This is a genomic window from Arthrobacter sp. UYCu712, assembly GCF_040547005.1.
Lineage (GTDB): Bacteria > Actinomycetota > Actinomycetes > Actinomycetales > Micrococcaceae > Arthrobacter.
Genome location: NZ_JBEPOZ010000011.1, coordinates 84,301 through 109,102, shown reverse-complemented (window position 1 = coordinate 109,102; position 24,802 = coordinate 84,301). Strand labels below are relative to the sequence as shown.

The window sequence follows — 24,802 nt, the reverse complement described above, 5'->3', positions numbered from 1 at the left end:
GCGCAGCAGCGCAGCTAGAGGGCCTTCACCGCGCCAAGGACCTTGGTCAAGGAGTCCTTCGCATCCCCAAACAGCAGAGTGGTCTTCGGATCGTGCAGGAGCTCGTTCTCGATCCCCGCGAATCCCGGGCGCATCGAACGTTTGAGGAACACCACCTGGCCGGCCAGTGCCACCTCGAGGATCGGCATCCCGTAGATGGGGGCCCCGGGCGTGGATTTGGCCGCCGGGTTGACGACGTCGTTGGCACCCACCACCAAGACGATGTCGGTGTTCGGGAATTCCGGATTGACTTCCTCCAGCTCCCGGAGCGCCTCATAGGGCACGTTGGCCTCGGCCAGGAGCACGTTCATGTGGCCCGGCATGCGTCCGGCCACCGGATGGATGGCGAAGACCACTTCGATGCCGCGGGCCTCCAGCGCGGTGGCGAGCTCGGCGACGGTGTGCTGGCCCTGGGCCACGGCGAGTCCGTAGCCGGGGACGATCACCACGCGCTGGGCGTAGCCGAGCTGGACGGCCACATCCTCCGGTGAGGACGAGCGCACCGGGCGGTCACTCTGGACGGTCGAGCCCGCCGTCGAACCTCCCCGGAACGCCCCGAACATGATGCCCGCCACGCCGCGGCCCATGGCGGCGGCCATCACTTTGGTCAGGATGGTGCCGCTGGCGCCCACGAGCGTGCCGGCGACCAGCAGGAGCACGTTGCCCAGCACGATGCCGGAGGCGGCCACGGCCAGCCCCGTGAAGGCGTTGAGCAGCGAGATCACGATCGGCACATCCGCGCCACCGACGGGCAGCACCAGGAGCAGCCCTGCCACGAGCCCCAGCACCAGCACCACAACCGCCCAGCCCGCCGAGCCGGTGAGGATGACCAGGACGCCGGACGTGATGGCGCCCGCCAGGGCAAGGACCATGACCACGGGCATCCCCGGGAACAGCAGCGGACGGGTGCTGATCAGCTCCTGCAGCTTGCCCACTGTCACCGCCGAGCCGGCAAAGGACACGGCGCCGACCAGCATGGTGAAGACCACGGCCAGGCGCACCCACGGGTCCCCGCTGTGGCCGAGTTCCAGCACCGCGACGAGCGCGGCGGCCCCGCCCCCAACCCCGTTGAACAAGGCGACCAGCTGCGGCATCTGGGTCATCTGCACGCGCCGGGCCACCGGGACGGCGACGGCGGAGCCTACGGCGATCGCGGCGAGGATGAGCGGGACATTCTCCAGCCGCACGGACAGGAAGACGGTGATCACGGCCACGAGGGCGCCGGCGGCGCCGATCGCGTTGCCGCGGCGTGCGGTCCGGGGCGAACTCAGGCCCTTGAGCGCGAGGATGAAGCAGACGGCCGACGCCAGGTACAACAGGGCGGTCCCCTCCGGGGCGAGGACGCTCACGCGCCGTCCTCCCCTGCCGTGCGCCCGGCCGGTGGCCTGGCAGGCTTCCGTCCGCCGAACATCTCCAGCATCCGGTCGGTGACGACGAAGCCGCCCACCAGGTTGGCAGTCGCCAGGATCACGGCGATCAAGGCAATCGTGAGCAGCCACGGATCGTTGGCCTGGCCCGCGACGAGGATGGCACCGACCAGGATGATGCCGTGGATGGCATTGGCGCCGGACATCAGCGGCGTATGCAGTTTGCTGGTCACCTTGGAGACGACTTCGAAGCCGACGAAGACAGAGAGCACCACAACGGTCAGCAGTGTGGCCGGGTCCATCATTTGAGGGCCTCCATGGCGTCAGAGGTGGCGGCGTGCCGGACCGAGCCGCCGTGGGTCAGGCACGCTCCCGCAACGACTTCGTCGTCGAAGTCCGGTATGACCTTGCCGTCCGCCGTCATCAGGGCCAGGAGGTTGGCCACGTTCTTGGCGAACAGCCGGGACGCGTCCGACGGCATTGCCGAGGCAGCGTCCTGCAGGCCCACGAGGGTCACGGAACCCCCGGCGGCAGGAACCTGGATCTCCTCGCCGGCGATGACCCCTTCGACGTTCCCGCCCGACTCGGCCGCAAGGTCGACGACGACGGAACCGGCGCGCATGCCGGCCACCATGTCGATGGTCACGAGCAGGGGCGCCGCCCGCCCGGGAATGGCGGCCGTGGTGATCAGGACGTCCGCCGCCGCGACGTGCGGTGCGAGCAGGCCGCGCTGCCGTCTGGCCCGGTCCTCGCCGAGTTCCCGGGCATAGCCTCCGCTGCCCTCCGTGGCGGCACCAGCAGTCCGGCTGTCCAGGTCCAGGTGGATGAACGTGCCTCCCATCGAGGCGACCTCGTCGGCCGAAGCCGCCCGGATGTCATTGGCCGACACCCGGGCGCCGAGGCGTTTGGCGGTGCCGATGGCCTGCAGTCCGGCGACCCCGGCCCCGAGAACCAGCACCCGGGCCGGCGGAATCGTCCCCGCGGCGGTCATATACAGCGGGAAGAATCTTGGGTAGCGCAGGGCCGCCTCCAGCACCGCACGGTAGCCGGAGACGAGGGACTGCGAACTGAGGGCATCCATCGACTGCGCCCGGGAGATCCGCGGGACCAGCTCCAGCGCGAAGGAGGTGACCCCGGCAGCGGCAAGGGCCCGTACCGTGGACAGTTCGGAGGCGGGCGAGCCGAAACCGACGGTGATGGTGCCCGGCCGCAGCCCTGCAGCGATCTCCGGGCTGAGCGGCCTGACGTGCAGCAGGATCTCCAGCGACTCCGGCGGGAGGTCCGGAACCACACTGGCGCCAGCCGCGACGAACGCGGCGTCCGGGAAACCGGCCTCGCTCCCCGCTCCGCTCTCAACGGCCACGTCGAGGCCAAGGGCCGTCAGCTGCTTCACCGTCTCCGGTGTGGCCGCCACCCGGCGTTCCCCCGTTCGCTGCTCCCGCCTGACACCGACCTGCACGGACGACTCCTCTCGATTCGCTTCAGAGTAGTCACATGCTTCGCGCTTTGGCGAGAGGCGGGCCGGGGATCAATGCGCGGGCAGGGCGGCGCGGACCGAATCCTGGAGCGCGTCAAGGAGCGCTTCGACGATGGGCAGGTCGGCCGGGATCCAGGCCAGGCCCAGTACTTCCCCGCGGTTCCGGAGGTCGATCCAGCGCAGCTCATCGTGGTCCTGCAGGGGGCGCGGCTCGCCGTCGAGCAGCTCCGCAAACCAGACCCGCATGGCGGCGCGCTCGTTCAGCGGCCAGCCGGAGGCGGACGCCGCCTGGAGTTCGGCACCCAGCCGGACGCTGACGCCAAGCTCTTCCCGCAGTTCACGGTGCAGCGCCTCCACGGCCGTTTCTCCGGCCTCCACCTTGCCGCCGGGGAACTCCCACATGCCAGCAAACTGCGGGGGCGCGGTCCGCCGGGCCACGAGCAGCCGGCCCGGGTCTGCCAGCGAATCCAATACCGCGCCGCCAACGACGTCAATGTGTCCAGTCACGTCACCAAGTCTAGGGCGGTGTCCGCTTGGGGGAGAATGGAGGAAGCCGCCCTCCCGATTCCCCGGAATACCGGGCGCGCCCCAGCTGTTACATAAATCAGATTTAAATGCCGTATTCTCCTGGCTACCGGCCTGGGACTTTCTCGCAAAGCAGACGAATGACCACCACTCAACAAGCCCCAGCGACGCCGAAGACCGGCAACCGCCACGTTGCCCTGGCCATCATTTCCCTGGCCATGGGCGGATTCGGCATCGGCACCACGGAATTCACCATGATGGGCCTGCTCAAGGAAGTGGAGCAGGGCCTCAACATCAGCACCCCTGAGGCCGGCCACCTGATCTCGGCGTATGCCCTCGGTGTGGTGATCGGCGCTCCCCTGCTGGCCGCCGTCGGCGCCAAAATGCCGCGGAAATACCTGGCCCTGGGGCTCATGCTGTTCTTCAGCATCGCCAACCTCACGTCCTTCATCGCCCCGGACTACGGCACCATGCTCGTCTCCCGCTTCGCGGCCGGGCTGCCGCACGGCGCCTTCTTCGGCGTCGCGGCGGTCATTGCGGCCTCCCTCGTCGCCCCGACCAGGCGCGGCTGGGCGATCTCCATGGTCATGGCCGGGCTGACCATCTCCAACGTCATCGGCGTCCCGTTCGCCACCTGGCTCGGCCAGGCCTTCGGTTGGCGGCTGCTGTTCCTCCTGGTCGGCCTGATCGGCATGATCACGCTGTTGATGCTGTGGAAGTTCCTGCCCTTCCAGAAGCCGCACGCCGATGCCAGCATCCGCCGCGAACTCCGGGCGCTCAAGCGCCTGCAGGTCTGGCTGGCGATCCTGATCGGCATCGTCGGATTCGGCGGCTTCTTCGCCACGTACACCTACATCGCGCACACCATGACTTCGGTTGCCGGCATCCGGGCCGAATGGCTGCCCCTGGTCGTCGCGCTGTACGGCCTCGGCATGGTGGCGGGCAATATTGTCGGCGGCCGGATCGCGGACAAGTCCGTCATGGGCACCATCTACTGGGTCCTGCCCGGCATTGCCGTGGCGCTTGTGGTCTATGCCGTGGCCGTCCACTGGCCGTGGTCCGCCCTCGTGATGGTCCTCGTGGTGGGCGGCGCAGGTTCGCTGCTGGTCCCGGCCCTTCAGACACGGCTGCTCGATGCCTCCCCCGATGCGCCGTCGCTGGCTTCCTCGCTCAACCATGCCGCACTCAACGTCGCGAATGCCCTGGGAGCCTTCCTGGGCGGCCTCGTCATCGCCTGGGGTTGGGGCTATGTGGCCCCCGCGCTCGTCGGCGCCGGCCTGGCCATCCTGGGCCTCGGCGTCGCGGCCGTCAGCGGGCTGGTGGAACGCAAGAGGCCGCTGGCACCGTAGCCGGAAGGGCAACGGACCAACGGCCTCCGGGACGTGGTGCCAGCCGGGCTCTTAGCCCGGCTTTCAACAGGGCACCCCTCAGGGTGTGCTGACGCGCTGGACATCCGGTTCCAGGTAGATGACCCGTGCAATCGGCACGGCCTCGCGGATCCTGGTCTCGGCGCCGTCAATCACGTGGGCGATTTCCTGGCCCGTGTCCGCCCGGCCGATGCTGATCTTGGCAGCCACCAGCAGCTCTTCGGGGCCCAGGTGCAGGGTCTTGAGGTGGATGATGCCGGTACCGTCGGCCTCGATGGCGGCACGGATCTTCGCCACGTCATCCTTGGTCGCGGATTCGCCCAACAGCAGGGACTTCGTCTCGATGGCCAGCACCGCCGCGATTGCCACGAGCAGCAGGCCGATCATTGCGGTGCCCAGGGCGTCGAAGATGCCGTTGCCGGTGATGAGCGTCAGGCTCACGCCGAAGAGCGCGAACACCAGGCCCAGGAGGGCGCCGAAGTCCTCCAGCAGGATGACGGGAAGTTCCGGCTGCTTGGCGCTGCGGATGAACTTGACCCAGCTCTGCTTGCCCCGGACGTGGTTGGACTCGATGATCGCGGTCCGGAAGGAAAAGGACTCTGCGACGATTGCGCCGAGGAGCACCGCGAGCGGCACCCACCAGAAATCGCCCTCGATGGCGTGCGGGTGCTGGAGCTTTCCCCACGCTTCGTAGAGCGCAAAGAGACCGCCGACGCTGAACAGGACGATCGAGACGATGAACGCGTAGATGTAGCGCTCGCGTCCGTAGCCGAACGGATGTTCCGGGCTGGCCGCCCGCTGGGCGCGTTTGCCGCCCACCAGCAGGAGGATCTGGTTGCCGGAGTCCGCGAGCGAGTGGATGGCCTCCGCGAGCATGGACGAGGACAGCGTCAGGAAATACGCGACGAACTTCAGGACGGCGATGGTCAGGTTGGCGGCCAGCGCCGCAACTATCGCCTTGGTACCGCCATTTGCAGCCACGTGAGCTTCTCCTTCGGGTTCTGCTGAGTTGTTCGCGGGGACCGGAAAATGCCGTGCCCGCAAGGAATACCGTACCCGGTGGAGCAGGGCCGGTGCACCGCGCACCCACGGGCTGGAACGGGTCTTCCGGCCGGATCACGGCACATAACGATTGAATATGATCCTGCTGACATTTATTGCCGTAGGTGTTAGCTTGAAGCCATGTTCGGGATCCACAATTTGGGTGCCGACGAATATGTAGGAGGAGACATGGGCTTTCTAGGCTGGATCATTCTCGGACTCATAGTGGGTGCAATCGTTAAGGCAATCATGCCCGGCAAAGTGGGCGGCGGCTGGGTCACCAGCCTCGTGCTCGGTGTTGTCGGCGCCATCGTCGGCGGCTGGATCGGCGATCTGCTGTTCGGCGGCGGCAAGATGGAATTCTGGAATCTCGGTTCCTGGCTCCTGGCCATCGTTGGCGGCCTTGCGGTTGCCGGCATCTACGGCGCCGTCACAGGACGCAACAAGACCAGCTGATCGCGCAGGGTCACGTATCCACGCCCCTGGTTTCAGCAAGATACATTGCACCAATACGACGGCGGGAGCCCACCATCCGGTGGACCCCCGCCTTCTGCTTTCCCGCTGAAATCGCAGTACGCCGCCGTGCCTGCCGGTCAGCTTCCCAGTGCGCCGTCCTGCTGCGCGCGGGCACTGGCGTAGAGGCAGACAGTCGCCGCCGTGCCGAGGTTGAGGCTTTCGGCGGCTCCGTACACGGGAACGGCGACGCGGTGGTCCGCCAGCGCCAGTTCCTCCTCGGACAGGCCCTGCGCCTCATTGCCAAAGAGCCAGGCGGTCGGATTCTCCAGCGCGTACCCGGAGTCCCGGGGCGGTGCGCCCAGCCGGCGGGCGGCATTCCCGTCCTGGAGCAGGTCCAGGTTCAGCTGCCCCTGGCCGTCCGCTGCGAGCACTCCGATGCCGCGTTCCTTGCAGCGGGCCACCAGCTCCTCGATCTCAACGCCGAGCACCACGGGCAGGTGGAAGAGGGATCCCGCCGTCGACCGGACTGCTTTGGGGTTGTAGATGTCAACGCTGGACGCGGTCAGGATGACGGCGTCCGCTCCGGCCGCGTCCGCCGCCCGCAGTACGGTGCCGGCATTGCCCGGGTCCCGGACCTGGCACAGCACGGCGATCAGCCGGGGACCGGCGTCGAGGACCTGCTCAAGGCTCACGTCCAGGAAACCGCAGACCGCGAGAATGCCCTGCGAGTTGACCGTGTCCGCCATCGCGGCCAGCACTTCGTCCGTGACGAGGAAGGCGGTGGTGCCCTCCGCGAGTGCCTCAAGGTCCGGGTGCCGGTCGAGGCAGGACTCGCTCGCGTAAACCTCATAGACGACGCCGGGCTCCCCCGCGGCGATCCTTTTCTGGTGCAGGGCCAGGGCTTCCCGGACGGCCTGCGGTCCCTCTGCCAGGAACTCCCTGCGTTTTAAACGGGCCGGGCGCCCGGCAAGCTGTGCCACCTTCCTCACCCGATCAGCTCGGGGATTGGAGAGTGGAATGTCTTGCGGGCGCCCGGTGTCGTTCATATGAGAACCTTACTGGCTATTGCAGCCGGTTCTTGAACGGCGTAGCTATGGAGCGGCTACGGGGTACTACTCAGCAGCCTCGTCGGCAGCAGCCTTCTTGGCAGCCGGCTTCTTGGCGGCGGCCTTCTTGGCGGCCGGCTTCTTGGCAGCCGGCTTCTTGGCAGCCGGTGCAGCCTCGGCCGTGAGGGCCGGAGCCGACGTGTCGGCGGGCAGCGAATCCTTGGCGATCTTCACCAGCGCGGCGAAGGCGTTGGCGTCGGAAACGGCCAGCTCGGCCAGCATACGGCGGTCAACCTCGACCTCAGCGGCCTTCAGGCCCTGGATCAGACGGTTGTAGGTCAGGCCATTGGCGCGGGATGCAGCGTTGATACGCTGGATCCACAGGCGGCGGAAGTCGCCCTTCTTCTTCTTGCGGTCGCCGTAGCTGTACACAAACGAGTGCAGCAGCTGCTCTTTGGCCTTGCGGTACAGGCGTGAACGCTGTCCACGGTAGCCCTTTGCGCGTTCAAGGATAACCCGGCGCTTCTTGTGGGCGTTGACCGCCCTCTTCACACGTGCCACGTGCGTACTCCTTCGAAAATTCTGATCCCAAGCGACTACTGCCGGAACAACCGGCTGGCCTGAGAAGCCTTTTTGGTAGTTGACTGCTGCCAGGTGGCTAACAGTCAGAGAACTTGGAACTTAGATGCCGAGCATCTTCCGGATGACCTTGGCGTCGCCCTTGAAGACGATCTTGTCGCCGGCGAGGCGGCGGGTCAGCCTGGAGGACTTGTGCTCGAGGTAGTGGCGGCGGTTGGCCTGCTGGCGGCGCAGCTTGCCGCTGCCGGTCAGCTTGAAGCGCTTCTTAGCACCACTGTGGGTCTTCATCTTCGGCATGGGAACCGATCTCCTTACGTATCCGCAGACAGGTCTGCAGTTCTTTCGTGCAGCCGACCCTGCGGGCGGCGTGCTGGTTGCTTGCTGCCGGACATTGCAGTCCGGCAGCCGTGAACTAGTTGGTCTTCTTGCTCGCCGGCTTGGCCGCGGGCTTCGCGGCCGGCCGTGCAGCAGGCTTCGGCGCGGGGCGCGGAACCGGCTTCGGAGCAGCGACCGGCTTCGGTGCTGCCGCCGGAGCGGCCTTTGCAGCCTCGGGTGCCTTGACAGCCTCAGTCACCTTGGCAGCCTCAGGTGCCTTGGCGGCTGCCGGCTTCTCGGCAGCCTTCGGAGCCTCGCGCTTCGGAGCGGCCTGCTTGGCGGCCCTGGGGGCCTCCTGCTTGGGCGCTTCCTGGACGGGAGCCTTTTCGGCCGGAACTTCCTTGACCTTCGCCTCGGCGGCCGGGGCCCCCTCGACCTTCACCGCGGCGGCCGGGGCCTCCGTGGCTGCAGCTTCAGCGGGAGCAGTCTCTGCGGCTACCGCCTCGGCGGGAGCAGCTTCCGTTGCCGGAGTTTCCGCTGCGGTCACCTCTGCCGCGGTTGCCTCAGTCTGGATCTCGTAGCCTTCCGGCAGGAGGTCCGCCAGCGACTGGGTCAGCGGAGCGTTCCCGCCGGACATGTCGACGCGGGCTGAGCCTGAGCCTGAAGCCTTGGCTTCGTTCTCGGCCTTGGCCTCGGCGCGCTGCGTTGCGCGGCGGGCCTCTGCCTTGGCTTCGGCCTTGTTCTTGAGCGGGCCTACCACCATGACCATGTTGCGGCCGTCGATGCGTGGGGTGGACTCCACGACACCGACTTCGGCGACGTCCGCGGCAAAGCGCTGGAGCAGGCGGATGCCCATCTCGGGGCGCTGCTGCTCACGTCCGCGGAACTGGATCATGGCCTTGACCTTGTCGCCGGCACCGAGGAAGCGGAGCGCGTGGCCGCGCTTCGTCTCGTAGTCGTGGGTGTCGATCTTCAGGCGGAAGCGGATTTCCTTCAGGACCGTGTTGGTCTGGTTCTTCCGGGCCTCGCGTGCCTTGACAGCGGCTTCGTACTTGTACTTGCCGAAGTCCATCAGCTTGCACACCGGAGGCTTGGCCTGCGGTGCAACTTCAACGAGATCAAGATCGGACTCGGCAGCCAAACGCAGGGCATCCTCAATACGGACGATTCCTACTTGTTCGCCTGCAGGGCCGACCAGCCGCACCTCGGGGACGCGGATACGCTCATTGATTCTTGGCTCGCTAATGTTAAAGCTCCTGTGTTCGTGACGGGTACTCCACCGGCAAAAAGAGAAGGCCCCCAATTGCCGGAGCAATCGAAGGCCTCGAGGATCGGAGCTGCCTGCCTCATGTGAGGTGGCATGCATTCCCGCCAGGCTGACGCCCGAGGAGAATACCCGACCAGGTACCCGGCAACCTTGCTTCTTGCGAAGCTTCCCGAAGGAGAGCGGCTGACGCGGGTGGGAGAGAACTCCGCTTGCAAACTGAAAGTTGATCCTACCTAATGATTCCCGCCCGGCGCACATACATGACAGAGCACATATGGATCGGGGGGTCCCGGGGCAGTTCATTCACTTAGGCGGTTCATCCGCCAAGATGAACTAACCAAAGCGAAATAGCGACATTCAGTCGGTCTGTGACAAGCTTACCAGCATGAGCACTTCAGACAGTAATTCACACGTTTACGAGCCCGCCGGCGCCCAGGCCGACGTCAGCCAGCAGATCCGCGACATCTCCGAGGTCCCCGCGATCGAAGTCATCACCACTGCCGCAGTGCACCTGATGAGCGCAGCGGCAGTGAAGCTCGGCCTGGCCGCCGAGGAGAACGCCGAAGAGCTCAAGGACTTGGATGAGGCCCGCAAGCTCATTACGGCACTCGCCGGCCTCGTCACCGCGGCGGCACCCGAAATCGGCTCGCAGCACGCCGGACCCTTGCGCGATGGGCTGCGGTCGCTGCAGCTGGCCTTCCGCGAGGAATCCATCATCCCCGATGCCCCGGGCAAGGGCCCGGGCGAGAAGTACACCGGAGCGGTCAACTGACCCAGGCCACCGGGCCGACGGGCCCCAGCGAGTAACGACGGCGGCGGACCATAAAGGTCCGCCGCCGCCGCCGTCGTCGTTGATGGGCCCTTTGGCTCGGAGCTAGGCTGCTACGGCCAGGCGCCGGCGGCGGCGGTGCTGCAGCACCAGGCCGACCAAACACAGCACGACGCCGGCGGCCCCCACGGAGACGAAGCCGGCCCCGGGTCCCACACCGTCGATGAAGAGCCCGGCAAGCGGCGCGCCGAGCGCCACGCCGCCGGTCAGGGCCGACCCGTACCAGCCCATCGCCTCGCCGCGGCGGCTCTCGTCGACCAGATCGGCCACTTTTTCGGACGCCGCCGAGAGGACCGGGGCGCACAGCAGCCCGGGCAGCAGCGAGAGCAGGCTCAGGGTCCAGGTGTCGGCCGCGAACGCCATCGGGATGGTCAGCGCAGACATGCCGAGCAGCAGCAGGATCGGCGAGATCGGGCGGTGCATGGCACCGTAGATCAGCCCGCCGACCACGGAGGCCGCGCACCAGAAGAGGAAGACGAGCCCGATTTCGGCTTGGTGGCCGCCGGTCTCGAGGGCGGCCACGATCCCCACGTCGGTGCCGCTGAGCACCATGCCGGTGCCGGCTGCGACGGCGAAGACGGCGGCTACGGCTGCCGTGAACCAGGCGAAGTTATGGACCACCTTGTGGCGGAGCCCGGAACGCCGCTGGCGCCGCTGTTCGGCGGCTGCACCGAGCGGGGCCAGCTCTGCGGCCGCTTCCTGCAGGTGCGCCGGGGCCGCGGCCACGACGGCGGCTTCCGCGCACTCCTGCTCATCGGCCTCGAGCGCGGCGTCGGATACGGCGCTGCGGGTCGGCGGGTTGAACCACATCAGGAAGAGCCCTGACACCGACGTGGCGATGCCGACGATCGTGAGTCCCAGCACCGAGTATCCGCCGGTGGCGACGAGGGCGCCGGCGGCGGGTCCGATCATAAAGACCATTTCGGTGGAGATCGCGTCAAGCGCAAACGCGGTGCGCCGCTGCTCTCCCGTGGCGAGGACCCCGAGGGACTGCCGTACGACGCTGAAGATCGGCAGCGTCAGGAGTCCGCCGACGAACACCAGCGGCAGCAGCACCTCGTACGACACGTGCGGCACAATCGACCAGATGACGGCCTCGGATACGACCGACGGGATCAGGGCCTTGCGCAGGCCCACCGTGTCGACACGCCGTCCGCGCCAGGGTGCGCCGACGGCGATCCCGATGGTCATGACGGCTGCCGCGGCGCCGGCGGCGGCATAGCCCTGGCCCAGGGTCAGGACAATATGCAGGGTCAGCAGCACACCCGCGGCGGAGTGCGGTATGCGGGCAACCATTCCGACCAGCAGGAGGCGCCTGATCGGCCGGATGGCCAGCAGCTCCCGGTAAAGCGTGAAGTTCACGGACTACATCCTTTTAGTACTGCCCCGGCAGCCTCGTACTGCTCCCGGCAGGAAGCCCCCGCTGGCCGTCAGCTACGGCGCTGCGCGCTGCAATTTGATTTCGATCGAGTCAACCCGATCGGCAAACATTTCATTCCGGGCCCAGGCCATGTTGAGGCCGGCCACGATGGACTGCACCCCCGCGGCGTCGAGTCCGTCTTCGAGGAATAGGACCACCCGGAGTTCCGGGCCCGGTCCTCCGCCGGGAAGCTGCCGGCCGTCAGCCGCAGCCGAGGCAACTCCACCGCCAGGATGAATTTCAACACGCCGGATCTCCGGAAAGCCAACCGTGGCCCCGCCGAGGGACTGCGCCAGCTCGGGATCCGCGTAGCACGGCGTCCAGGGCCGCTGCTGCGCGAGGGCCCACACGGCGGGCCGGCGCACCACGAACGTCACGTCGGAACCGGGGTCCACGACCAGCAGCTCGGCGCCTTCCGCGACGGCGGACAATGCCGCGCGCGCCGCGTAGACGGCCACGGGGCGGCCCTCGGGGTGCCACGCGGCAAGCGCCGCGGCGGAAGTGAACACGGGCATGGCCGTCCGGCCGTCGGGCGCCTTGAGGGTCACGAGCGCCATGTCGGCCTGCTTGTCCCCCTTCAGCTCGTCGCCGTGCTGCGTGTGCCCGTGATTGTCCCCGTTTATGTCCCCTGCGGGGGGTGTCGCGCCGTCGCCTTCTTCGGCGAGCCGGGCAAGGATCGGCACGAAGACGCGTGCGGTGGCCAGCGATGCGATCACAGCGGCCTCGTCACCGCCGCCGCTGGCGAGCCGGTCGATGGCCGCGAGGTAGCCGGGGTCGGCAGCGCCGTCGTCGTCCTCGAAATTATGGATGCTGGCGTCGTCGCCGGCGAGGCTCCGGCCGGCCCACGGCTGGCCGGCGGAGTCGGCCGGCCCGCCGGCGCCCGCCAATGCAGCCGCGATGTGTCCGGGCAGATGGCGGGCCGGCGCGGCCTTCCCGCCTGCGTCCCGCGCCGGGTCCGTGCCTGCCGGCTGGTGTTTCATGGCAGCGGTCCGGCTAGCGGCGGCCGGCGACGTCGAGGGCCTCGGGCAGCGTGAAGTTGCCGTTGTAGAGGGCCTTGCCGATGATCGCGCCTTCGACGCCGAGCGGGACGAGGGAGCGCAGCACCTTGAGGTCATCGAGGCTGGAGATGCCGCCGGAAGCGACGACGGGCTTGCCCGTCTTCTCCACCATCTGGCGCAGCAGCTCGACGTTGGGACCCTGCAGGGTACCGTCCTTGGTCACGTCTGTCACGACGTAGCGGGCGCAGCCGGCTTCCTCGAGCCGGTTCAGGACCTCCCAGAGGTCCCCGCCTTCCTTGGTCCAGCCGCGGCCGGCGAGGGTGGTGCCGCGGACGTCGAGGCCCACGGCGATCTTGTCGCCGAAGCGCTCGATCACGCGGGACGTCCACTCCGGGTTTTCCAGCGCCGCGGTGCCGAGGTTGACCCGGGCGACGCCGAGGTCGAGGGCCTTCTCAAGAGATTCGTCGTCGCGGAGGCCGCCGGAGAGCTCCACCTTGATGTCCAGGCGCCCCACGACCTCGCGCAGCAGTTCGGCGTTGGAGCCGCGGCCGAACGCGGCGTCGAGGTCCACGAGGTGGACCCACTCGGCCCCCTGCTGCTGCCAGTTGAGGGCCGCTTCCAGCGGTGTGCCGTAGCTCGTTTCGCTGCCGGCCTCGCCCTGGACGAGGCGTACGGCCTGGCCGTTGACGACGTCGACGGCGGGCAGCAGCTCGAGCACGGGCAGCGGGGTTTCGGTGGTCATCGGGGATCCTCAGCTTCTCTGGGGGCGGCGGATGGTCAGGGAATGCGGCGGGCCCGCTAGGAGGCGGGCAGCGTCAGGAGGTAGGCGGCCAGCAGCGACATCCCGGCCAGGACATAGAACACGATCTGCACCCAGAGCGGGCTCTTCTGCTGCCGGAAGGACAGGGCCCCGCCGGCCAGGAGTCCGGCAAGTCCCATCAGGACGATGGACCACATCTAGGCGGTCTGTTCCGGGCCGGCGCCGGAGTCCCCGGCCGGGGACCCCTTCCGCAGGCTCCCGACCCAGTTGCGCAGCAGGTGCGCGCCGGCGTCGCCGGATTTTTCCGGGTGGAACTGCGTGGCGCACAGCGGACCGTTTTCCACCGCGGCGATGAAGGGGGCGCCGTGCTCCGACCAGGTGACGAGCGGTGCGGCCATCCGGGGCTGGATGACGTCAAAGTCCCACTTCTGCACGCCATAGGAGTGCACAAAGTAGAAGCGCTCGTTCTCCACGCCGTTGAAGAGCGTGGACCCGGCGGGAACGGACACCGTGTTCCAGCCCATGTGCGGGACCACTTCGGCGGGCAGCAGCTCGACTTTACCCGGCCACTCCCCCATGCCCGGGGCTTCGGTGCCGTGCTCCACGCCTGCTTCGAACAGGACCTGGAGGCCGACGCAGATGGCGAGCACGGGCCGGCCGCCGGCGACGCGGCGGCCGATCATCCGGATTCCGTCGACAGCCTTGAGTTCGTTCATGACCGTCCCGAACGCGCCGACACCGGGGACAACCAAGCCGTCGGCGTTGAGCACGTCTTCGGGTTTGGCGCTGAGGATCACCTCGGCACCGGCCCGTTCCAGGGCGCGGACAGCCGAGCGGACGTTGCCGGAGCCGTAGTCCAGCACCGTGACGGTGGGCTTGCCCTCGGGCGAGGCAGGCTTCCGGCCGGCGTCGGGATCGATGATGGCGCCGTCCTGCAGCACCTTGCCGGTCACAGTGCACCCTTGGTGGAGGGGATGCCTTCGACGCGGGGGTCCGGTTCCACGGCCGCGCGGAGGGCGCGGGCAAACGCCTTGAACTGGGCCTCGACGATGTGGTGCGGGTCCCGGCCGGCCGTGACATTCATGTGCAGGCAGATGCCGGCGTGCAGGGTGATGGCCTCGAAGACGTGCCGGGTCAGCGACCCGGTGAAGTGTCCGCCGATCAGGTGGTATTCCTGGCCTGCGGGCTCGCCGCCGTGCACGAGGTACGGGCGGCCGGAGACGTCGACGACGGCGTGCGCCAGTGCCTCGTCCAGGGGGACCGTCGCCTCCCCGAAGCGCCGGATGCCGGCTTTGTTCCCCAGTGCCGTGCGCAGGACCTCGCCAAAGGTGATGGCGACGTCCTCGACCGTGTGGTGGACGTCGATGTGGGTGTCGCCGGTCGCCTTGACCGTCATGTCGATCAGGGAGTGCTTGCTCAGCGCCGTCAGCATGTGGTCGTAGAAAGGAACCGAGGTGCTGATGTCCGAGACGCCGGTGCCGTCCAGGTTGATCTCGACCAGCACGGATGACTCGCTGGTGGTCCGTTCCAGGCGTGCGGTCCGGCCCTCGGCAGCGGCTGATCCGGTGTTGCTCATGTGGGGGTGTCCTTTGGTGATGAAGGCGGTGCTGGGCGTTCTGGCGGTGGTGGTGTTCCGGAGCTGATGACCCTGCCTTAAGTCTAGGCCCGCAGTTCCGCGGGGCCGCCCAGGATCCGTTCGAGGGCCACGAGGAACGCTGTGGTTTCCGTCTCAGTGCCGGCTGTGACGCGCAGGTGGCCGGGGATGCCGACGTCCCGGATGAGCACTCCGGCCTCCAGCAGGCCCTTCCAGACCGCATGCGGATCCTCGACGCCGCCGAAGAAGACGTAGTTCGAATCCGAGGCCGACGGCTTGAGGCCCATCCGCTGCAGCTCGGAAACGATCCTGTCCCGCTGGCGTTTGATGTCCTCGACGTCGGCCATGAGCGCCACACGGTGGTGCAGGGCGGCAAGGGCAGTTGCCTGGGTGACGGCCGAGAGGTGGTAGGGCAGCCGGACCAGCCGCAACGCGTCGGCCACCTCGGGCGCCGCCGCCATGTAACCGAGGCGCGCGCCGGCCAGCGCGAAGGCTTTGCTCATGGTGCGCGAGACGATCAGCCGTTCGCGGCCCGGGAGCAGTTCGAGCGCGCTCGGCGTGCCGTCGTGGGCGAACTCGTGGTACGCCTCGTCGACGATCACGATGGTCTGGCTGGCTTCGCCGGCCTCGTACACGGCTTCCACGACGTCGAGCCCGAGGCCCGTGCCCGTGGGATTGTTCGGCGAGCAGAGGAAGACGACGTTGGGCTGGAGCTCACGGACCTGCCGCGCCGCCGATTCCGCGCTCAGCCCGTAGTCGCCGGCGCGCACGCCCACAACGTATCCGGTGTCCGTGCCCGCGGCGAGCAAGGGGTACATGGAGTAGGTGGGAGGGAAGCCCAGTGCGGTGCGCCCGGGTCCGCCGAAGGCCTGCAGGATCTGCTGGAGTACCTCGTTGGAGCCGTTGGCGGCCCAGAGGTTTTCCGCGCCCAGCCCGTGGCCGAGGTATTCGGCCAGCGCTTCACGCAGCTCAGTAAATTCCCGGTCCGGGTAGCGGTTCAGGCCGGCGGCTGCCTCAGTGACAGCCTTCGAGATGGCTTCCTGCACGTCGGCCGGGACACCGTGGGTGTTCTCGTTGACGTTGAGCAGGATGGGGACGTCCAGCTGCGGCGCGCCGTAGGGGCTCATGCCCCGCAGATTCGTCCGGAGGGGAAGTCGGTTCAGTCGCTCTAACTGGTCAGTCACTTCACTAGTTTAAGTGAGACGTCGGCGGGCCTTGAAACTGTGACGCCCTGGACCGGGAAACGTGGGCGCCGTGGCGGCCGCGTGATCCGTGGCTCTCGGGCGCCGGCGGTGCTACTTCACCGGGACGAAGAGCGTCTGGCCGGGCCGGACGCGGGCGGCGTCGAGGTTGTTGAGCTGGACGATGTCGGCGACAACGTCGCGGGGGTCGCGCTCGGGGGCCACGGTTCCGGCGATGGCCCACAGCGATTCCCCGGGCTGCACCGTGACGGAGACGGTGGGGGTGACCGACAGCTCGGAGGCGGACTCTGAGGCCTTGGCCGGCGCATTCAGGAAGCCGCCGAGCGAAAGGATCAAGGCGGCCAGCAGGATGAGCGGCACGCCGAAGAACACAAACCGGCCCCGCCTGGTCAGACGGAGCGGCGCCTGCTTGGGGCGGGAGCCCCGGCCGGAGGCAGCCCCTTTGGGGGAGGCTGCCTTGCCGAAGGAGGCGCGGGGCAGGGACTTGCCGTAGCCACCGGCCGCGCCGTGGCCGAATGTGTCGTGAAACGCGCTTGATGCTGACATGAACTGAGCCCTCCTGGACCATACTGTGCCGCCCGGCGTACTCCACGTACTTGCCGCCAACCGGCCCGATCTTCGAACATAGAACCGAATGTTTCGCTCTCATCGGACTGCAATGCTTTCATCCGATCCGCAATGTTCGAACACATATTCGAACTTCACTCCTCCAGTTTTAGCACCTATTGACGAACATTGTCGAGACTCGCTAGAACAAATGTTTGAAAATGGTGTGCGGCTGGCCTACGTTTGAGTCACAGGACAACCACTTCTGCAGTCGGTCATCAATAGTTGATCAGCAGGGTCTGACATTCAGGCCGGAAGGGCCCGATAACTGCCTTCACGGCAGCCGGGCGGAATCGAAAGGCATTGGCGAACATGGCAGCACAAGCCACCGGCGGCAGGGCATCCCAGCGGAGCCCGCAGTCCGCCAGGCCTCCCAAGAGCCTGACCGTGCGGCAGAAGAAGATCCTGGAAACCATCCAGCGTTCGGTGACGGACAACGGCTACCCTCCCTCGATGCGCGAGATCGGCGACACCGTGGGTCTGGCGAGCCTTTCCAGCGTGACCCACCAGCTGTCCCAGCTCGAGAAGCTCGGCTACCTGCGGAGGGACCCCAAACGTCCACGCGCCATGGAAGTGCTGATGCCGCTGACCCTTGATGAGGGCAGCACCAAGGTTTCCGGCGTCGAGAAGTCCAGCGGACTGCGTGCCGTCGGCGGACTCTCCGTCTCGGAACTGGCCAGCGCCACCGATACTGCGATGGTGCCGCTGGTGGGCCGGATCGCGGCCGGCGGTCCGATCCTCGCGGACCAGGTGGTGGAGGACATCATGCCGCTGCCGCGCCAGCTGGTGGGCCACGGCGAACTCTTTATGCTCAAGGTGGCGGGCGACTCGATGATCGATGCCGCCATCTGCGACGGCGACTGGGTGGTGGTGCGCCGGCAGGGTGACGCCGTGAACGGTGACATTGTGGCCGCGCTCCTGGACGACGAGGCGACGGTGAAGACCTTCCGCCAGCGGGACGGCCACACCTGGCTGCTGCCGCAGAACACGCAGTACGAGCCGATCCTGGGCGACCACGCCGTCATCATGGGCAAGGTCGTTTCGGTCCTGCGCTCCCTCTGACGGTTGCGGCCACGAACACCTGGGCCGCCAACTCCTGAAGCCAAGGTCCCCGCCGGGTGCTCCGGACGGGGACCTTTTGCTTTTCGGGCTCCCGCCTGGCTCCCCTGCGTACTTACTCGCGTGCCTGGCTGCCTACGTGGCGGACTGTGCCGATTCCTTGGCGCGCCGCTCCAGGGCAGCGAAGGCGACGGCGGGATCGGTCGTGGGCCAGAACGGCGGCAGCGCCGCACGGAGGAATCCCCCGTAGCGTTCCGTGGACAGGCGCGAATCCAGCACCGCCACCACCCCCTTGTCCGACGTCGACCGGATCAGCCGTCCGGCCCCCTGGGCCAGCCGGATCGCGGCATGCGTTGCCGAGACGCTCATGAACCCGTTGCCGCCGGCCTGGGCCACTGCCCGGGAGCGTGCCGTCATGAGCGGATCATCCGGCCGCGGGAACGGAATCCGGTCGATGACCACCAGCCGGCAGGAGTCCCCGGGAACGTCGACGCCCTGCCACAGCGACATGGTGCCGAACAGGCACGTGTCCGGTTCATCGGCGAACTGGCGGACAAGCGCCGTCATGGTTGAATCCCCCTGGCACAGGATGCTCATGTCCAGCCGGGGCCGCATCGCCTCCGCGGCGTCCTCGGCCGCCCGGCGGGACGAGAACAGGCACAGTGCCCCGCCGCCGGAGGCCCTGATCAGTTTTTCCAGCTCGTCGAGGGCTTCCGGGGACGTGCCGCGGCCTGGCTTGGGCAGGTGCTTGGCTACATAGAGGATGCCCTGCTTGGGATATTCGAAGGGCGACCCGACGTCCACCCCGGTCCAGCTGGGTGCGCCCGGACCGACCAGGCCGAGTCCGCCCGCGGCGGGCTCGAAGGCCGAGCCGATCGCGAGGGTCGCCGAGGTCAGGATGACGGTGTGGTCCGCGAACAGGCCCTCGCGGAGCCTCCCGGCGACGCTCAGCGGGGCCACATTGATCAGGGCCGGAGCGGACTCGTCGGGCTGGGCGTAACCCTGCGCCGGATCGAACGTGCTGTTCCGGGAGAACCAGACCACCTCGCGGTTTTCGCGGGCGGCCAGCAGCCGTTCGCAGAGTTCCAGGATGACCATAAGGCGGGAGCGCGCCAGCTGGCGTCCGCCATCGGCGGTGGTGGCGCTGTCGCCCTTGGAATCGGAGAGGGCTGCGCGGCAGGCGTCACGCAGCTGGTCCACGCAGTCCAGCTGTTCGCTGTTGAGCCCGTTGGGCATCAGCCCGCTGGGGACGCCTTCTATGGCAAGTTCGAGGTTGGCCGCGGCGTTGTTGAGCGCGTCCACGGTGATGCCGGTGTGCTTCCGGGCCCCGGACGCGGCGACGTGCACCATCGCGACGGAGAGCTGTCCGGACACGGCTCCGGTAACGCGGTCCTGCAGCTCGTGCGCCTCATCGACCACCACGACGTCGTACTCGGGCAGCACGGCGAGTCCTTCGAAGGCGCTGACGGCCAGCATGGCGTGGTTGGTGACGACGACGTCGGCGTCGGCGGCGTTCTGCCGGGCCAGTTCGCTGAAGCATTCCGCGGCGAGGGGGCATTTCTGCGCGCCGAGGCATTCCATCGACGTGACGGAGACCTGGCGCCAGGCGCGGTCCGTCACACCGGGCATGAGCTCGTCACGGTCCCCCGAGGCGGTTTGCTCGGCCCACTCGCGGAGCCGGACGACTTCCTTGCCGAACTGGGAGGACGGGCCGCCCATGGCCGCGGCAAAGTGCGGCACGGACGTGTCCTCGCCGAGGGAGAAGAGCTGGCCCTCTGAGGGTTCTTCCGAGGGGAAGCCGCCCTCGAGCTTGTGGCGGCAGACGTAATTGGACCGGCCCTTGACGAGGGCGACCTTGACCGGGCGCTCCAGGGCAGGGGTGATGGTCTTGAGCAGCCGGGGCAGGTCTCGGCCCACGATCTGGGTCTGCAGGGCCAGGGTGGCGGTGGAGACGAGGGTGGGCTTGTCACTGACGAGCGAGTGCGCGATCAGCGGGATCAGGTAGGCCAGTGACTTTCCTGTGCCGGTGCCGGCCTGGACCAGGAGGTGGTCGCCGGTGTCGATGGCGCGGGCGACCTGCCGGGCCATTTCGTGCTGGCCCGTGCGGCTCTGGCCGCCCATGCCGGAAACCGCCCGGTCGAGGAGTTCGATCACGAACTCCCCGCCGGCCGGGCGGTTCTTTGCGGCCGGAACCTGCGCGGCTGGTGTCTCGTCGCGGGAAGTGTCCCCTTCCGGGTCCTCCCCCGCCGGGCGGGCCGCGTCGGTGGCCGCTCCGGTTGCCGCTGCCTTAGTCATTGCTGATGAACGAATCCAGTTCAGCGGCCAGGCCCTCGCGCACCATCACGACGGCGCGGGTGCCGGTTTCCACATGGTCGAGGCTGAGGATCTCGGCGTCGGTCTCGTGCAGTTTGCTGAGCAGGTCCCCGCGGTTGTACGGGATCATCAGTTCCAGTTTCACGCTGGGCCGCGGAATGCCTTCGCTGATGGCCTGCAGCAGTTCCGGGATGCCTTCCCCGGTGCGTGCCGACACCACAATGTGGCGCGGTTCGCGCTGCTTGAGCCGTTCGATCACGAACGGATCGGCGGCGTCGGCCTTGTTCAGGACGATGATTTCCGGCACCTTGCGCGCATCGACCTCGCTGAAGACGGCGCGGACGGCGGCGATCTGGCCTTCCGGATCCGGGTGTGAGACGTCGACGACGTGCAGGATCAGGTCCGCGTCCGCCACTTCTTCCAGGGTGGAGCGGAAGGCCTCCACGAGCTGGGTGGGCAGCGAACGGACGAAGCCCACTGTGTCGGCAAGGGTGTAGCCCAGCCCGTCCGAGGTTTCGGCCTTGCGGACCGTCGGATCCAGCGTGGCGAACAGGGCGTTCTCCACGAGCACCCCGGCGTCGGTGAGCCGGTTCAGCAGTGATGACTTTCCGGCGTTGGTGTAGCCGGCGATTGCCACCGAGGGCACGGCGTTACGACGCCGGTTGGCGCGTTTGGTTTCCCGGGCCGGTTTCATTGCAGCAATCTCGCGCCGCAGCTTGGCCATCCGGGTGCGGATCCGGCGGCGGTCCAGTTCGATCTTGGTTTCACCGGGACCCCGCGAACCCATGCCGGCGCCGGCACCGCCCACCTGGCCACCGGCCTGGCGCGACATCGACTCGCCCCAGCCTCGCAGGCGCGGGAGCAGGTATTCGAGCTGCGCCAGTTCCACCTGCGCCTTGCCCTCGCGGCTCTTGGCGTGCTGGGCGAAAATGTCCAGAATCAGGGCCGTGCGGTCAATGACTTTGACCTTGACGATGTCTTCCAGGCCGCGCCGCTGGGACGGAGCCAGTTCGGCGTCGACCACAACGGTGTCCGCGCCGGTGGACATCACGATGTCCTTGAGTTCCTGCGCCTTGCCGGAGCCGAGGAAGGTGCCCGGGTCGGGCTTCGCCCGGCGCTGGACGATGCCGTCGAGCACTTCCGAGCCGGCAGTCTCCGCGAGTGCTGCGAGTTCGCGCAGCGAGTTCTCGGCGTCGGCAAGGGTGCCTTCGGTCCAGAGCCCGGCGAGGACAACGCGTTCGAGGCGCAACTGCCGGTATTCAACTTCGGTGACGTCTTCGAGTTCGGTGGACAGGCCGGCGGTGCGGCGCAGGGCGTGCCGTTCCGCGAGGTCCTGCTGGTCGCCGTCGTAGTTGGTGAAGTCCTCGTCCTGCCGGGAAATGGCCTGGGCCTTGCCGAGCACCGACTTGGGTTCGCCGGCGCCCGGTGCCGCCTTGCGGGCAGGGGTGTCCTTCGAGAGGATCCGGTCGATGACAGCCTGGATTTCGGCAGGACTCATGTCCTGGGCTGCTGAATCGGGTCCGGTGTTGGGCTGGCTGGTCATGGTCTCCTTAGAAGGTTCGGCAGTTTCAGAATAGTGCCGATCGGTGCTGTGTGGGGCGGTATTCGCGCTGGGCTGACGACTATCGGTCATTCGGGCCTCCTGGGTTGCCTGCGGCAGCTGTGCCGGGGGCAGGGCGGGCTCCAGATGGGAGCGGTGAAAGAGGAGAGATCTGCGGGGGCACGGGCGGACATCTCCCGACTGCGACTGGACAGTCTTCGGGCTGTCCAGTGAGCGGACTCAGATGAGCACTGCTGGACTCCAAGGGGATCGGGCGCCGGCAGGTGGGCAGAACGTTGCACTGATCACCAATGGGGGCGCGCTGAGCGGAAGGTAAGTACCTGCGTCGCTGCGGGGACGGGATGTGACCCGTGCCGGCTACTTGAAGTTCAAGATCATGTATTAAACCCTAGCAGACCGCTTTCCTGTCCCGGACCGGCGGCTGACCTGCTGCCGCCCGGTGGCTGCCGGCCCGTTTCCATCGGTTTCCCATACGGGCCGACAGCCAACTAATCTGGCCAGTTATGGAGTCTGCACACTATTTCAGCGCCCAGCCGGCCGGGCCGTTCAGCCGCAAACCACTGACCGTGGAGCTTGCCGGTGAGACGCGCCGGCTGCAGACCTCCTCGGGTATCTTCAGCCCGGACGGCATTGACAAGGGAACGGCCGTGTTGCTGGCCGAGGCCCCGTCCCCGGCGCCGCAGGGAAACCTCCTGGACATCGGCTGCGGCTGGGGTCCGATCGCCCTGACCCTGGCGCTGCGGGCCCCGCATTCGCGCGTCTACGCGGTGGACGTCAACGAGCGCTGTGCGACCTTGACGAACGAGAACGCGGCGCTGCTGGGGCTCGGAAACGTCACGGCCAGCACTCCCGACGCCGTCGATCCGGAGCTGCGCTTCGACACCATCTGGTCCAACCCGCCCATCCGGATCGGCAAGGATGAGCTCCATGCCCTGCTGCTCCTGTGGCTGCCGCGGTTGGCGCCGGGCGGCTCGGCGTGGCTTGTGGTGCAGAAGAACCTGGGCTCCGATTCGCTGCAGCGCTGGCTGGCCACCGAGCTCGACGGGAGTTTCACCGTGACGCGCGAGAGCACGTCGAAGTCGTTCCGCATCCTGCGGGTCAGGAAAGCGTCCCGCTAGCCACGATCACGGCCGGGCCGCTGAGTTCGACGTGCTCGTGGCCCTCCGCGCCGAGGAAAAACTTCACGCCGACGACGCCGCCCGGGACGTGGACGCTCCAGGCGTCCGGGGCGCCCTGGCCGGCCCAGTGGCGGATGGCGACCGCGGCCGCGCAGGCGCCCGTGCCGCAGGACTGGGTCTCCCCCACGCCCCGCTCATGGACGCGCATGGTGATGGTTCCGACGCCCTCGTGGACCAGGGGTTCGGACGGGACGACGAATTCGACGTTGGTGCCGTGCGGCGGGGTGGGGTCGACCTGGGGTGCGGCGAACAGCTGCGTGGCCTGCAGTTCGGCCAGTTCCGCCAGCGCCACCACGGTGTGCGGGTTGCCCATGCTGACGGACAGGGCCGGCCGGGCGACCTCCAGTCCGGCCGCGCCGACCAGTGAATCCATGGCCCGCGCCGTCGCCTCCCCCGGGAAAATGAACTCCCAGGGGCCCATGTCGACGGCGTAGCCGCCGGCGGTGCGGACGATCGTCTTGGGTCCGCCGCGGGTGCCGATGGTCAGGGATTCACCAGCGGGCAGCTCGACGAGGCCCTCCGCGATCAGGAAGTGGACAAACACGCGGACACCGTTGCCGCACATTTCGGACAGTGAGCCGTCGCCGTTGCGGTAATCCATGAACCACTCGGCGTCCGGGTGCTCCGCGAGCAGCTCCTGGCCCTCGGGAAGCAGCCGGGAGGGGACGGCCCGGATCAGCCCGTCACCGCCGATGCCGCGGTGCCTGTCGCACAGTGCTGCGACCTGCTCCGGGGTGACCGAGAGGGTGCCGTTCGGGTCGGCGAGGAGCACAAAATCGTTGCCGGTGCCGTGGCCTTTGGAAAACTTGAGACCGCTCAGGGCCGCGGTCTCGGCTTCCGGGTTTCGGTCAAGGGCTGCGGCAAGGGTTTCATCCATGATTCAAGATTACCGGTCCCGGATGGCCGGGGCGGCACAGCGCGGCGGCGCTGGCCACGAGTCCTGGATCCCGCCAGTCCAGCCACCGGATCCGGGGATCGGCGCGGAACCAGGTCAGCTGGCGGCGGGCGAACTGCCGGGTCGCGACGATCGTGTCCTCGGCTGCCTGCGCGGCGTCGGCCTCGCCGTCGAGGACTTTGAGGAACTGGGCGTAGCCGAGGGCCCGCGGGGCGGTCCTGCCGAGTCGGAGGCCGGCGGCGTCGAGCCGCCGGACTTCTTCGAGCAGCCCCTGGTCCACCATGGCGTGGACGCGGCGGGCGAGCCGTTCCCTGAGCAGTTCGCGGTCCACGTCGAGGCCGATCTGCACGGCCGGCTGGACGTACTCACGGGTGGGCATGAAGGAGCTGAAGGGCCGGCCGGTGAGTTCGCGCACCTCCAGGGCGCGGATGATCCGCCGCGCGTCGCCGAGCCGGCCCGCGGACACCGGATCCACGGCCTCCAGCCGTGCCCGCAACGGAGCCGGGCCGCCGGATTCCAGTTCCGCCTCGAGCCGGCTGCGGATGGCGGGGTCGGTACCCGGGAACTCCAGCACATCCAATGCTGCACGGACGTAGAGCCCGGAGCCGCCGGCCAGGATGGCCCGTTTGCCGCGGGCGTGGATGTCGGCGATCAGTGCGCGGGCCTGCTGCTGGAATTCCGAGACGCTGGCTTCCTCGGTCACGTCGAGGATGTCGAGGAGGTGGTGCCGCACTCCCCTGCGTTCGGCCTCGGTGATTTTCGCGGTGCCGATGTCCATGCCGCGGTAGAACTGCATCGAATCGGCGTTGATGACCTCGCCGTTGAGTTCCAGCGCCAGCGAGACGGCAAGGTCCGATTTGCCGGATCCCGTGGGCCCGACGACGGCGATCACCGGCGGCGCGCCGGGT

At 68.0% G+C, this 24,802-nt stretch carries 26 protein-coding genes; 5 read left to right on the top strand and 21 right to left on the bottom strand.

Annotated elements, in window-relative coordinates; genetic code table 11:
* Window positions 1-14: 14 nt before the first annotated feature.
* The 4 genes from ABIB51_RS12840 to ABIB51_RS12825 all read right to left on the bottom strand — a co-directional run bounded on the left by ABIB51_RS12840 (window position 15) and on the right by ABIB51_RS12825 (window position 3,390).
* Window positions 15-1,388 carry an NAD(P)(+) transhydrogenase (Re/Si-specific) subunit beta gene (locus ABIB51_RS12840; protein ID WP_354188545.1) on the bottom strand — a complete coding sequence of 458 codons (1,374 nt, stop codon included), beginning with the start codon at window positions 1,386-1,388 and terminating at the stop codon, window positions 15-17.
* Window positions 1,385-1,708, bottom strand: a complete 324-nt coding sequence (locus tag ABIB51_RS12835) for an NAD(P) transhydrogenase subunit alpha part 2 (protein ID WP_354188618.1) — start codon at window positions 1,706-1,708, stop codon at window positions 1,385-1,387. The genes ABIB51_RS12840 and ABIB51_RS12835 overlap by 4 nt, the downstream gene beginning before the upstream one ends.
* Window positions 1,708-2,865, bottom strand: a complete 1,158-nt coding sequence (locus ABIB51_RS12830; protein ID WP_354188543.1) for a Re/Si-specific NAD(P)(+) transhydrogenase subunit alpha — start codon at window positions 2,863-2,865, stop codon at window positions 1,708-1,710. The genes ABIB51_RS12835 and ABIB51_RS12830 overlap by 1 nt, the downstream gene beginning before the upstream one ends.
* Window positions 2,866-2,934: 69 nt before the next feature.
* Window positions 2,935-3,390, bottom strand: coding sequence for a (deoxy)nucleoside triphosphate pyrophosphohydrolase (locus ABIB51_RS12825; protein WP_354188541.1), 456 nt, complete (start codon window positions 3,388-3,390; stop codon window positions 2,935-2,937).
* A gap of 158 nt (window positions 3,391-3,548) precedes the next feature.
* On the opposite strand from ABIB51_RS12825, the gene ABIB51_RS12820 reads away from it, so the two are divergent.
* A complete protein-coding gene (locus ABIB51_RS12820; protein WP_354188539.1) occupies window positions 3,549-4,757 on the top strand; it encodes an MFS transporter in 1,209 nt (402 codons plus the stop codon).
* 78 nt (window positions 4,758-4,835) lie between these two features.
* On the opposite strand, the gene ABIB51_RS12815 is transcribed toward ABIB51_RS12820, so the two are convergent.
* Window positions 4,836-5,756, bottom strand: coding sequence for a cation diffusion facilitator family transporter (locus ABIB51_RS12815; RefSeq protein ID WP_354188537.1), 921 nt, complete (start codon window positions 5,754-5,756; stop codon window positions 4,836-4,838).
* A 249-nt stretch (window positions 5,757-6,005) separates the two neighbouring features.
* On the opposite strand from ABIB51_RS12815, the gene ABIB51_RS12810 reads away from it, so the two are divergent.
* Window positions 6,006-6,272, top strand: a complete 267-nt coding sequence (locus tag ABIB51_RS12810) for a GlsB/YeaQ/YmgE family stress response membrane protein (RefSeq protein WP_354188535.1) — start codon at window positions 6,006-6,008, stop codon at window positions 6,270-6,272.
* A 137-nt stretch (window positions 6,273-6,409) separates the two neighbouring features.
* Here the strand turns inward: ABIB51_RS12810 and ABIB51_RS12805 are convergent, their stop codons facing one another.
* The 4 genes from ABIB51_RS12805 to infC form a co-directional block, all read right to left on the bottom strand.
* The gene (locus tag ABIB51_RS12805; protein ID WP_354188533.1) at window positions 6,410-7,318 is read right to left on the bottom strand and encodes a TrmH family RNA methyltransferase; all 909 of its coding nucleotides are present in this window, start codon (window positions 7,316-7,318) and stop codon (window positions 6,410-6,412) included.
* Between the two features lie 66 nt (window positions 7,319-7,384).
* Entirely contained in the window at window positions 7,385-7,879 is a 495-nt protein-coding gene (gene rplT, locus ABIB51_RS12800) for a 50S ribosomal protein L20 (protein ID WP_354188531.1), read from the bottom strand.
* 120 nt (window positions 7,880-7,999) lie between these two features.
* Complete coding sequence (gene rpmI / locus ABIB51_RS12795; RefSeq protein ID WP_009358635.1) at window positions 8,000-8,194, bottom strand: 50S ribosomal protein L35; 195 nt, start codon at window positions 8,192-8,194, stop codon at window positions 8,000-8,002.
* Between the two features lie 115 nt (window positions 8,195-8,309).
* Entirely contained in the window at window positions 8,310-9,416 is a 1,107-nt protein-coding gene (gene infC / locus ABIB51_RS12790; protein ID WP_502916125.1) for a translation initiation factor IF-3, read from the bottom strand.
* Between the two features lie 448 nt (window positions 9,417-9,864).
* Here infC and ABIB51_RS12785 point away from each other — a divergent pair, with 448 nt between their 5' ends.
* Complete coding sequence (locus tag ABIB51_RS12785) at window positions 9,865-10,251, top strand: DUF1844 domain-containing protein (protein ID WP_354188529.1); 387 nt, start codon at window positions 9,865-9,867, stop codon at window positions 10,249-10,251.
* 102 nt (window positions 10,252-10,353) lie between these two features.
* Here the strand turns inward: ABIB51_RS12785 and ABIB51_RS12780 are convergent, their stop codons facing one another.
* From ABIB51_RS12780 to ABIB51_RS12745, 8 genes are all read right to left on the bottom strand, one after another.
* Window positions 10,354-11,670 (bottom strand): MFS transporter, encoded by a 1,317-nt coding sequence (locus ABIB51_RS12780; RefSeq protein ID WP_354188527.1) that lies wholly within the window; start codon window positions 11,668-11,670, stop codon window positions 10,354-10,356.
* A 72-nt stretch (window positions 11,671-11,742) separates the two neighbouring features.
* Window positions 11,743-12,708 (bottom strand): SseB family protein, encoded by a 966-nt coding sequence (locus ABIB51_RS12775; RefSeq protein WP_354188525.1) that lies wholly within the window; start codon window positions 12,706-12,708, stop codon window positions 11,743-11,745.
* A 13-nt stretch (window positions 12,709-12,721) separates the two neighbouring features.
* On the bottom strand, window positions 12,722-13,468 hold the full coding sequence (gene priA / locus ABIB51_RS12770) for a bifunctional 1-(5-phosphoribosyl)-5-((5-phosphoribosylamino)methylideneamino)imidazole-4-carboxamide isomerase/phosphoribosylanthranilate isomerase PriA (RefSeq protein WP_354188523.1): 747 nt from the start codon (window positions 13,466-13,468) through the stop codon (window positions 12,722-12,724).
* Between the two features lie 56 nt (window positions 13,469-13,524).
* Window positions 13,525-13,683: a CG2302 family histidine operon protein gene (locus ABIB51_RS12765; protein WP_354188521.1), complete on the bottom strand. Its 159-nt coding sequence runs from the start codon at window positions 13,681-13,683 to the stop codon at window positions 13,525-13,527.
* Window positions 13,684-14,439: an imidazole glycerol phosphate synthase subunit HisH gene (hisH, locus tag ABIB51_RS12760; protein WP_354188519.1), complete on the bottom strand. Its 756-nt coding sequence runs from the start codon at window positions 14,437-14,439 to the stop codon at window positions 13,684-13,686.
* On the bottom strand, window positions 14,436-15,062 hold the full coding sequence (gene hisB / locus ABIB51_RS12755) for an imidazoleglycerol-phosphate dehydratase HisB (protein WP_354188517.1): 627 nt from the start codon (window positions 15,060-15,062) through the stop codon (window positions 14,436-14,438). The genes hisH and hisB overlap by 4 nt, the downstream gene beginning before the upstream one ends.
* Window positions 15,063-15,145: 83 nt before the next feature.
* Window positions 15,146-16,264 (bottom strand): histidinol-phosphate transaminase, encoded by a 1,119-nt coding sequence (locus tag ABIB51_RS12750; protein WP_354188515.1) that lies wholly within the window; start codon window positions 16,262-16,264, stop codon window positions 15,146-15,148.
* A 111-nt stretch (window positions 16,265-16,375) separates the two neighbouring features.
* A complete protein-coding gene (locus tag ABIB51_RS12745; RefSeq protein WP_354188513.1) occupies window positions 16,376-16,828 on the bottom strand; it encodes a LysM peptidoglycan-binding domain-containing protein in 453 nt (150 codons plus the stop codon).
* Between the two features lie 372 nt (window positions 16,829-17,200).
* Here ABIB51_RS12745 and lexA point away from each other — a divergent pair, with 372 nt between their 5' ends.
* Window positions 17,201-17,950 (top strand): transcriptional repressor LexA, encoded by a 750-nt coding sequence (gene lexA / locus ABIB51_RS12740; protein WP_354188511.1) that lies wholly within the window; start codon window positions 17,201-17,203, stop codon window positions 17,948-17,950.
* 132 nt (window positions 17,951-18,082) lie between these two features.
* Here the strand turns inward: lexA and ABIB51_RS12735 are convergent, their stop codons facing one another.
* Entirely contained in the window at window positions 18,083-20,242 is a 2,160-nt protein-coding gene (locus ABIB51_RS12735) for an ATP-dependent DNA helicase (protein WP_354188509.1), read from the bottom strand.
* Entirely contained in the window at window positions 20,235-21,803 is a 1,569-nt protein-coding gene (gene hflX, locus ABIB51_RS12730) for a GTPase HflX (RefSeq protein ID WP_354188507.1), read from the bottom strand. Before hflX ends, ABIB51_RS12735 begins: the two co-directional genes overlap by 8 nt.
* Window positions 21,804-22,324: 521 nt before the next feature.
* Here hflX and ABIB51_RS12725 point away from each other — a divergent pair.
* The gene (locus ABIB51_RS12725; RefSeq protein ID WP_354188505.1) at window positions 22,325-22,939 is read left to right on the top strand and encodes a class I SAM-dependent methyltransferase; all 615 of its coding nucleotides are present in this window, start codon (window positions 22,325-22,327) and stop codon (window positions 22,937-22,939) included.
* Here ABIB51_RS12725 and dapF read toward each other — a convergent pair.
* Together dapF and miaA are read right to left on the bottom strand one after the other, a co-directional pair.
* Window positions 22,920-23,876: a diaminopimelate epimerase gene (gene dapF / locus ABIB51_RS12720; protein ID WP_354188503.1), complete on the bottom strand. Its 957-nt coding sequence runs from the start codon at window positions 23,874-23,876 to the stop codon at window positions 22,920-22,922. The genes ABIB51_RS12725 and dapF overlap by 20 nt on opposite strands.
* Window positions 23,869-24,786: a tRNA (adenosine(37)-N6)-dimethylallyltransferase MiaA gene (gene miaA, locus ABIB51_RS12715; RefSeq protein ID WP_354188614.1), complete on the bottom strand. Its 918-nt coding sequence runs from the start codon at window positions 24,784-24,786 to the stop codon at window positions 23,869-23,871. The genes dapF and miaA overlap by 8 nt, the downstream gene beginning before the upstream one ends.
* Between the last annotated feature and the right edge of the window lie 16 nt (window positions 24,787-24,802).

What these genes read in the sequence shown, in the direction of transcription:
- ABIB51_RS12835 (WP_354188618.1), bottom strand. Translation starts at nt 1,708, where the DNA reads ATGGACCCGGCCACACTGCTGACCGTTGTGGTGCTCTCTGTCTTCGTC.
- ABIB51_RS12820 (WP_354188539.1), top strand. Translation starts at nt 3,549, where the DNA reads ATGACCACCACTCAACAAGCCCCAGCGACGCCGAAGACCGGCAACCGC.
- ABIB51_RS12810 (WP_354188535.1), top strand. Translation starts at nt 6,006, where the DNA reads ATGGGCTTTCTAGGCTGGATCATTCTCGGACTCATAGTGGGTGCAATC.
- ABIB51_RS12805 (WP_354188533.1), bottom strand. Translation starts at nt 7,318, where the DNA reads ATGAACGACACCGGGCGCCCGCAAGACATTCCACTCTCCAATCCCCGA.
- rpmI (WP_009358635.1), bottom strand. Translation starts at nt 8,194, where the DNA reads ATGCCGAAGATGAAGACCCACAGTGGTGCTAAGAAGCGCTTCAAGCTG.
- ABIB51_RS12785 (WP_354188529.1), top strand. Translation starts at nt 9,865, where the DNA reads ATGAGCACTTCAGACAGTAATTCACACGTTTACGAGCCCGCCGGCGCC.
- ABIB51_RS12775 (WP_354188525.1), bottom strand. Translation starts at nt 12,708, where the DNA reads ATGAAACACCAGCCGGCAGGCACGGACCCGGCGCGGGACGCAGGCGGG.
- priA (WP_354188523.1), bottom strand. Translation starts at nt 13,468, where the DNA reads ATGACCACCGAAACCCCGCTGCCCGTGCTCGAGCTGCTGCCCGCCGTC.
- ABIB51_RS12765 (WP_354188521.1), bottom strand. Translation starts at nt 13,683, where the DNA reads ATGTGGTCCATCGTCCTGATGGGACTTGCCGGACTCCTGGCCGGCGGG.
- hisB (WP_354188517.1), bottom strand. Translation starts at nt 15,062, where the DNA reads ATGAGCAACACCGGATCAGCCGCTGCCGAGGGCCGGACCGCACGCCTG.
- ABIB51_RS12745 (WP_354188513.1), bottom strand. Translation starts at nt 16,828, where the DNA reads ATGTCAGCATCAAGCGCGTTTCACGACACATTCGGCCACGGCGCGGCC.
- lexA (WP_354188511.1), top strand. Translation starts at nt 17,201, where the DNA reads ATGGCAGCACAAGCCACCGGCGGCAGGGCATCCCAGCGGAGCCCGCAG.
- ABIB51_RS12735 (WP_354188509.1), bottom strand. Translation starts at nt 20,242, where the DNA reads ATGACTAAGGCAGCGGCAACCGGAGCGGCCACCGACGCGGCCCGCCCG.
- hflX (WP_354188507.1), bottom strand. Translation starts at nt 21,803, where the DNA reads ATGACCAGCCAGCCCAACACCGGACCCGATTCAGCAGCCCAGGACATG.
- ABIB51_RS12725 (WP_354188505.1), top strand. Translation starts at nt 22,325, where the DNA reads ATGGAGTCTGCACACTATTTCAGCGCCCAGCCGGCCGGGCCGTTCAGC.
- dapF (WP_354188503.1), bottom strand. Translation starts at nt 23,876, where the DNA reads ATGGATGAAACCCTTGCCGCAGCCCTTGACCGAAACCCGGAAGCCGAG.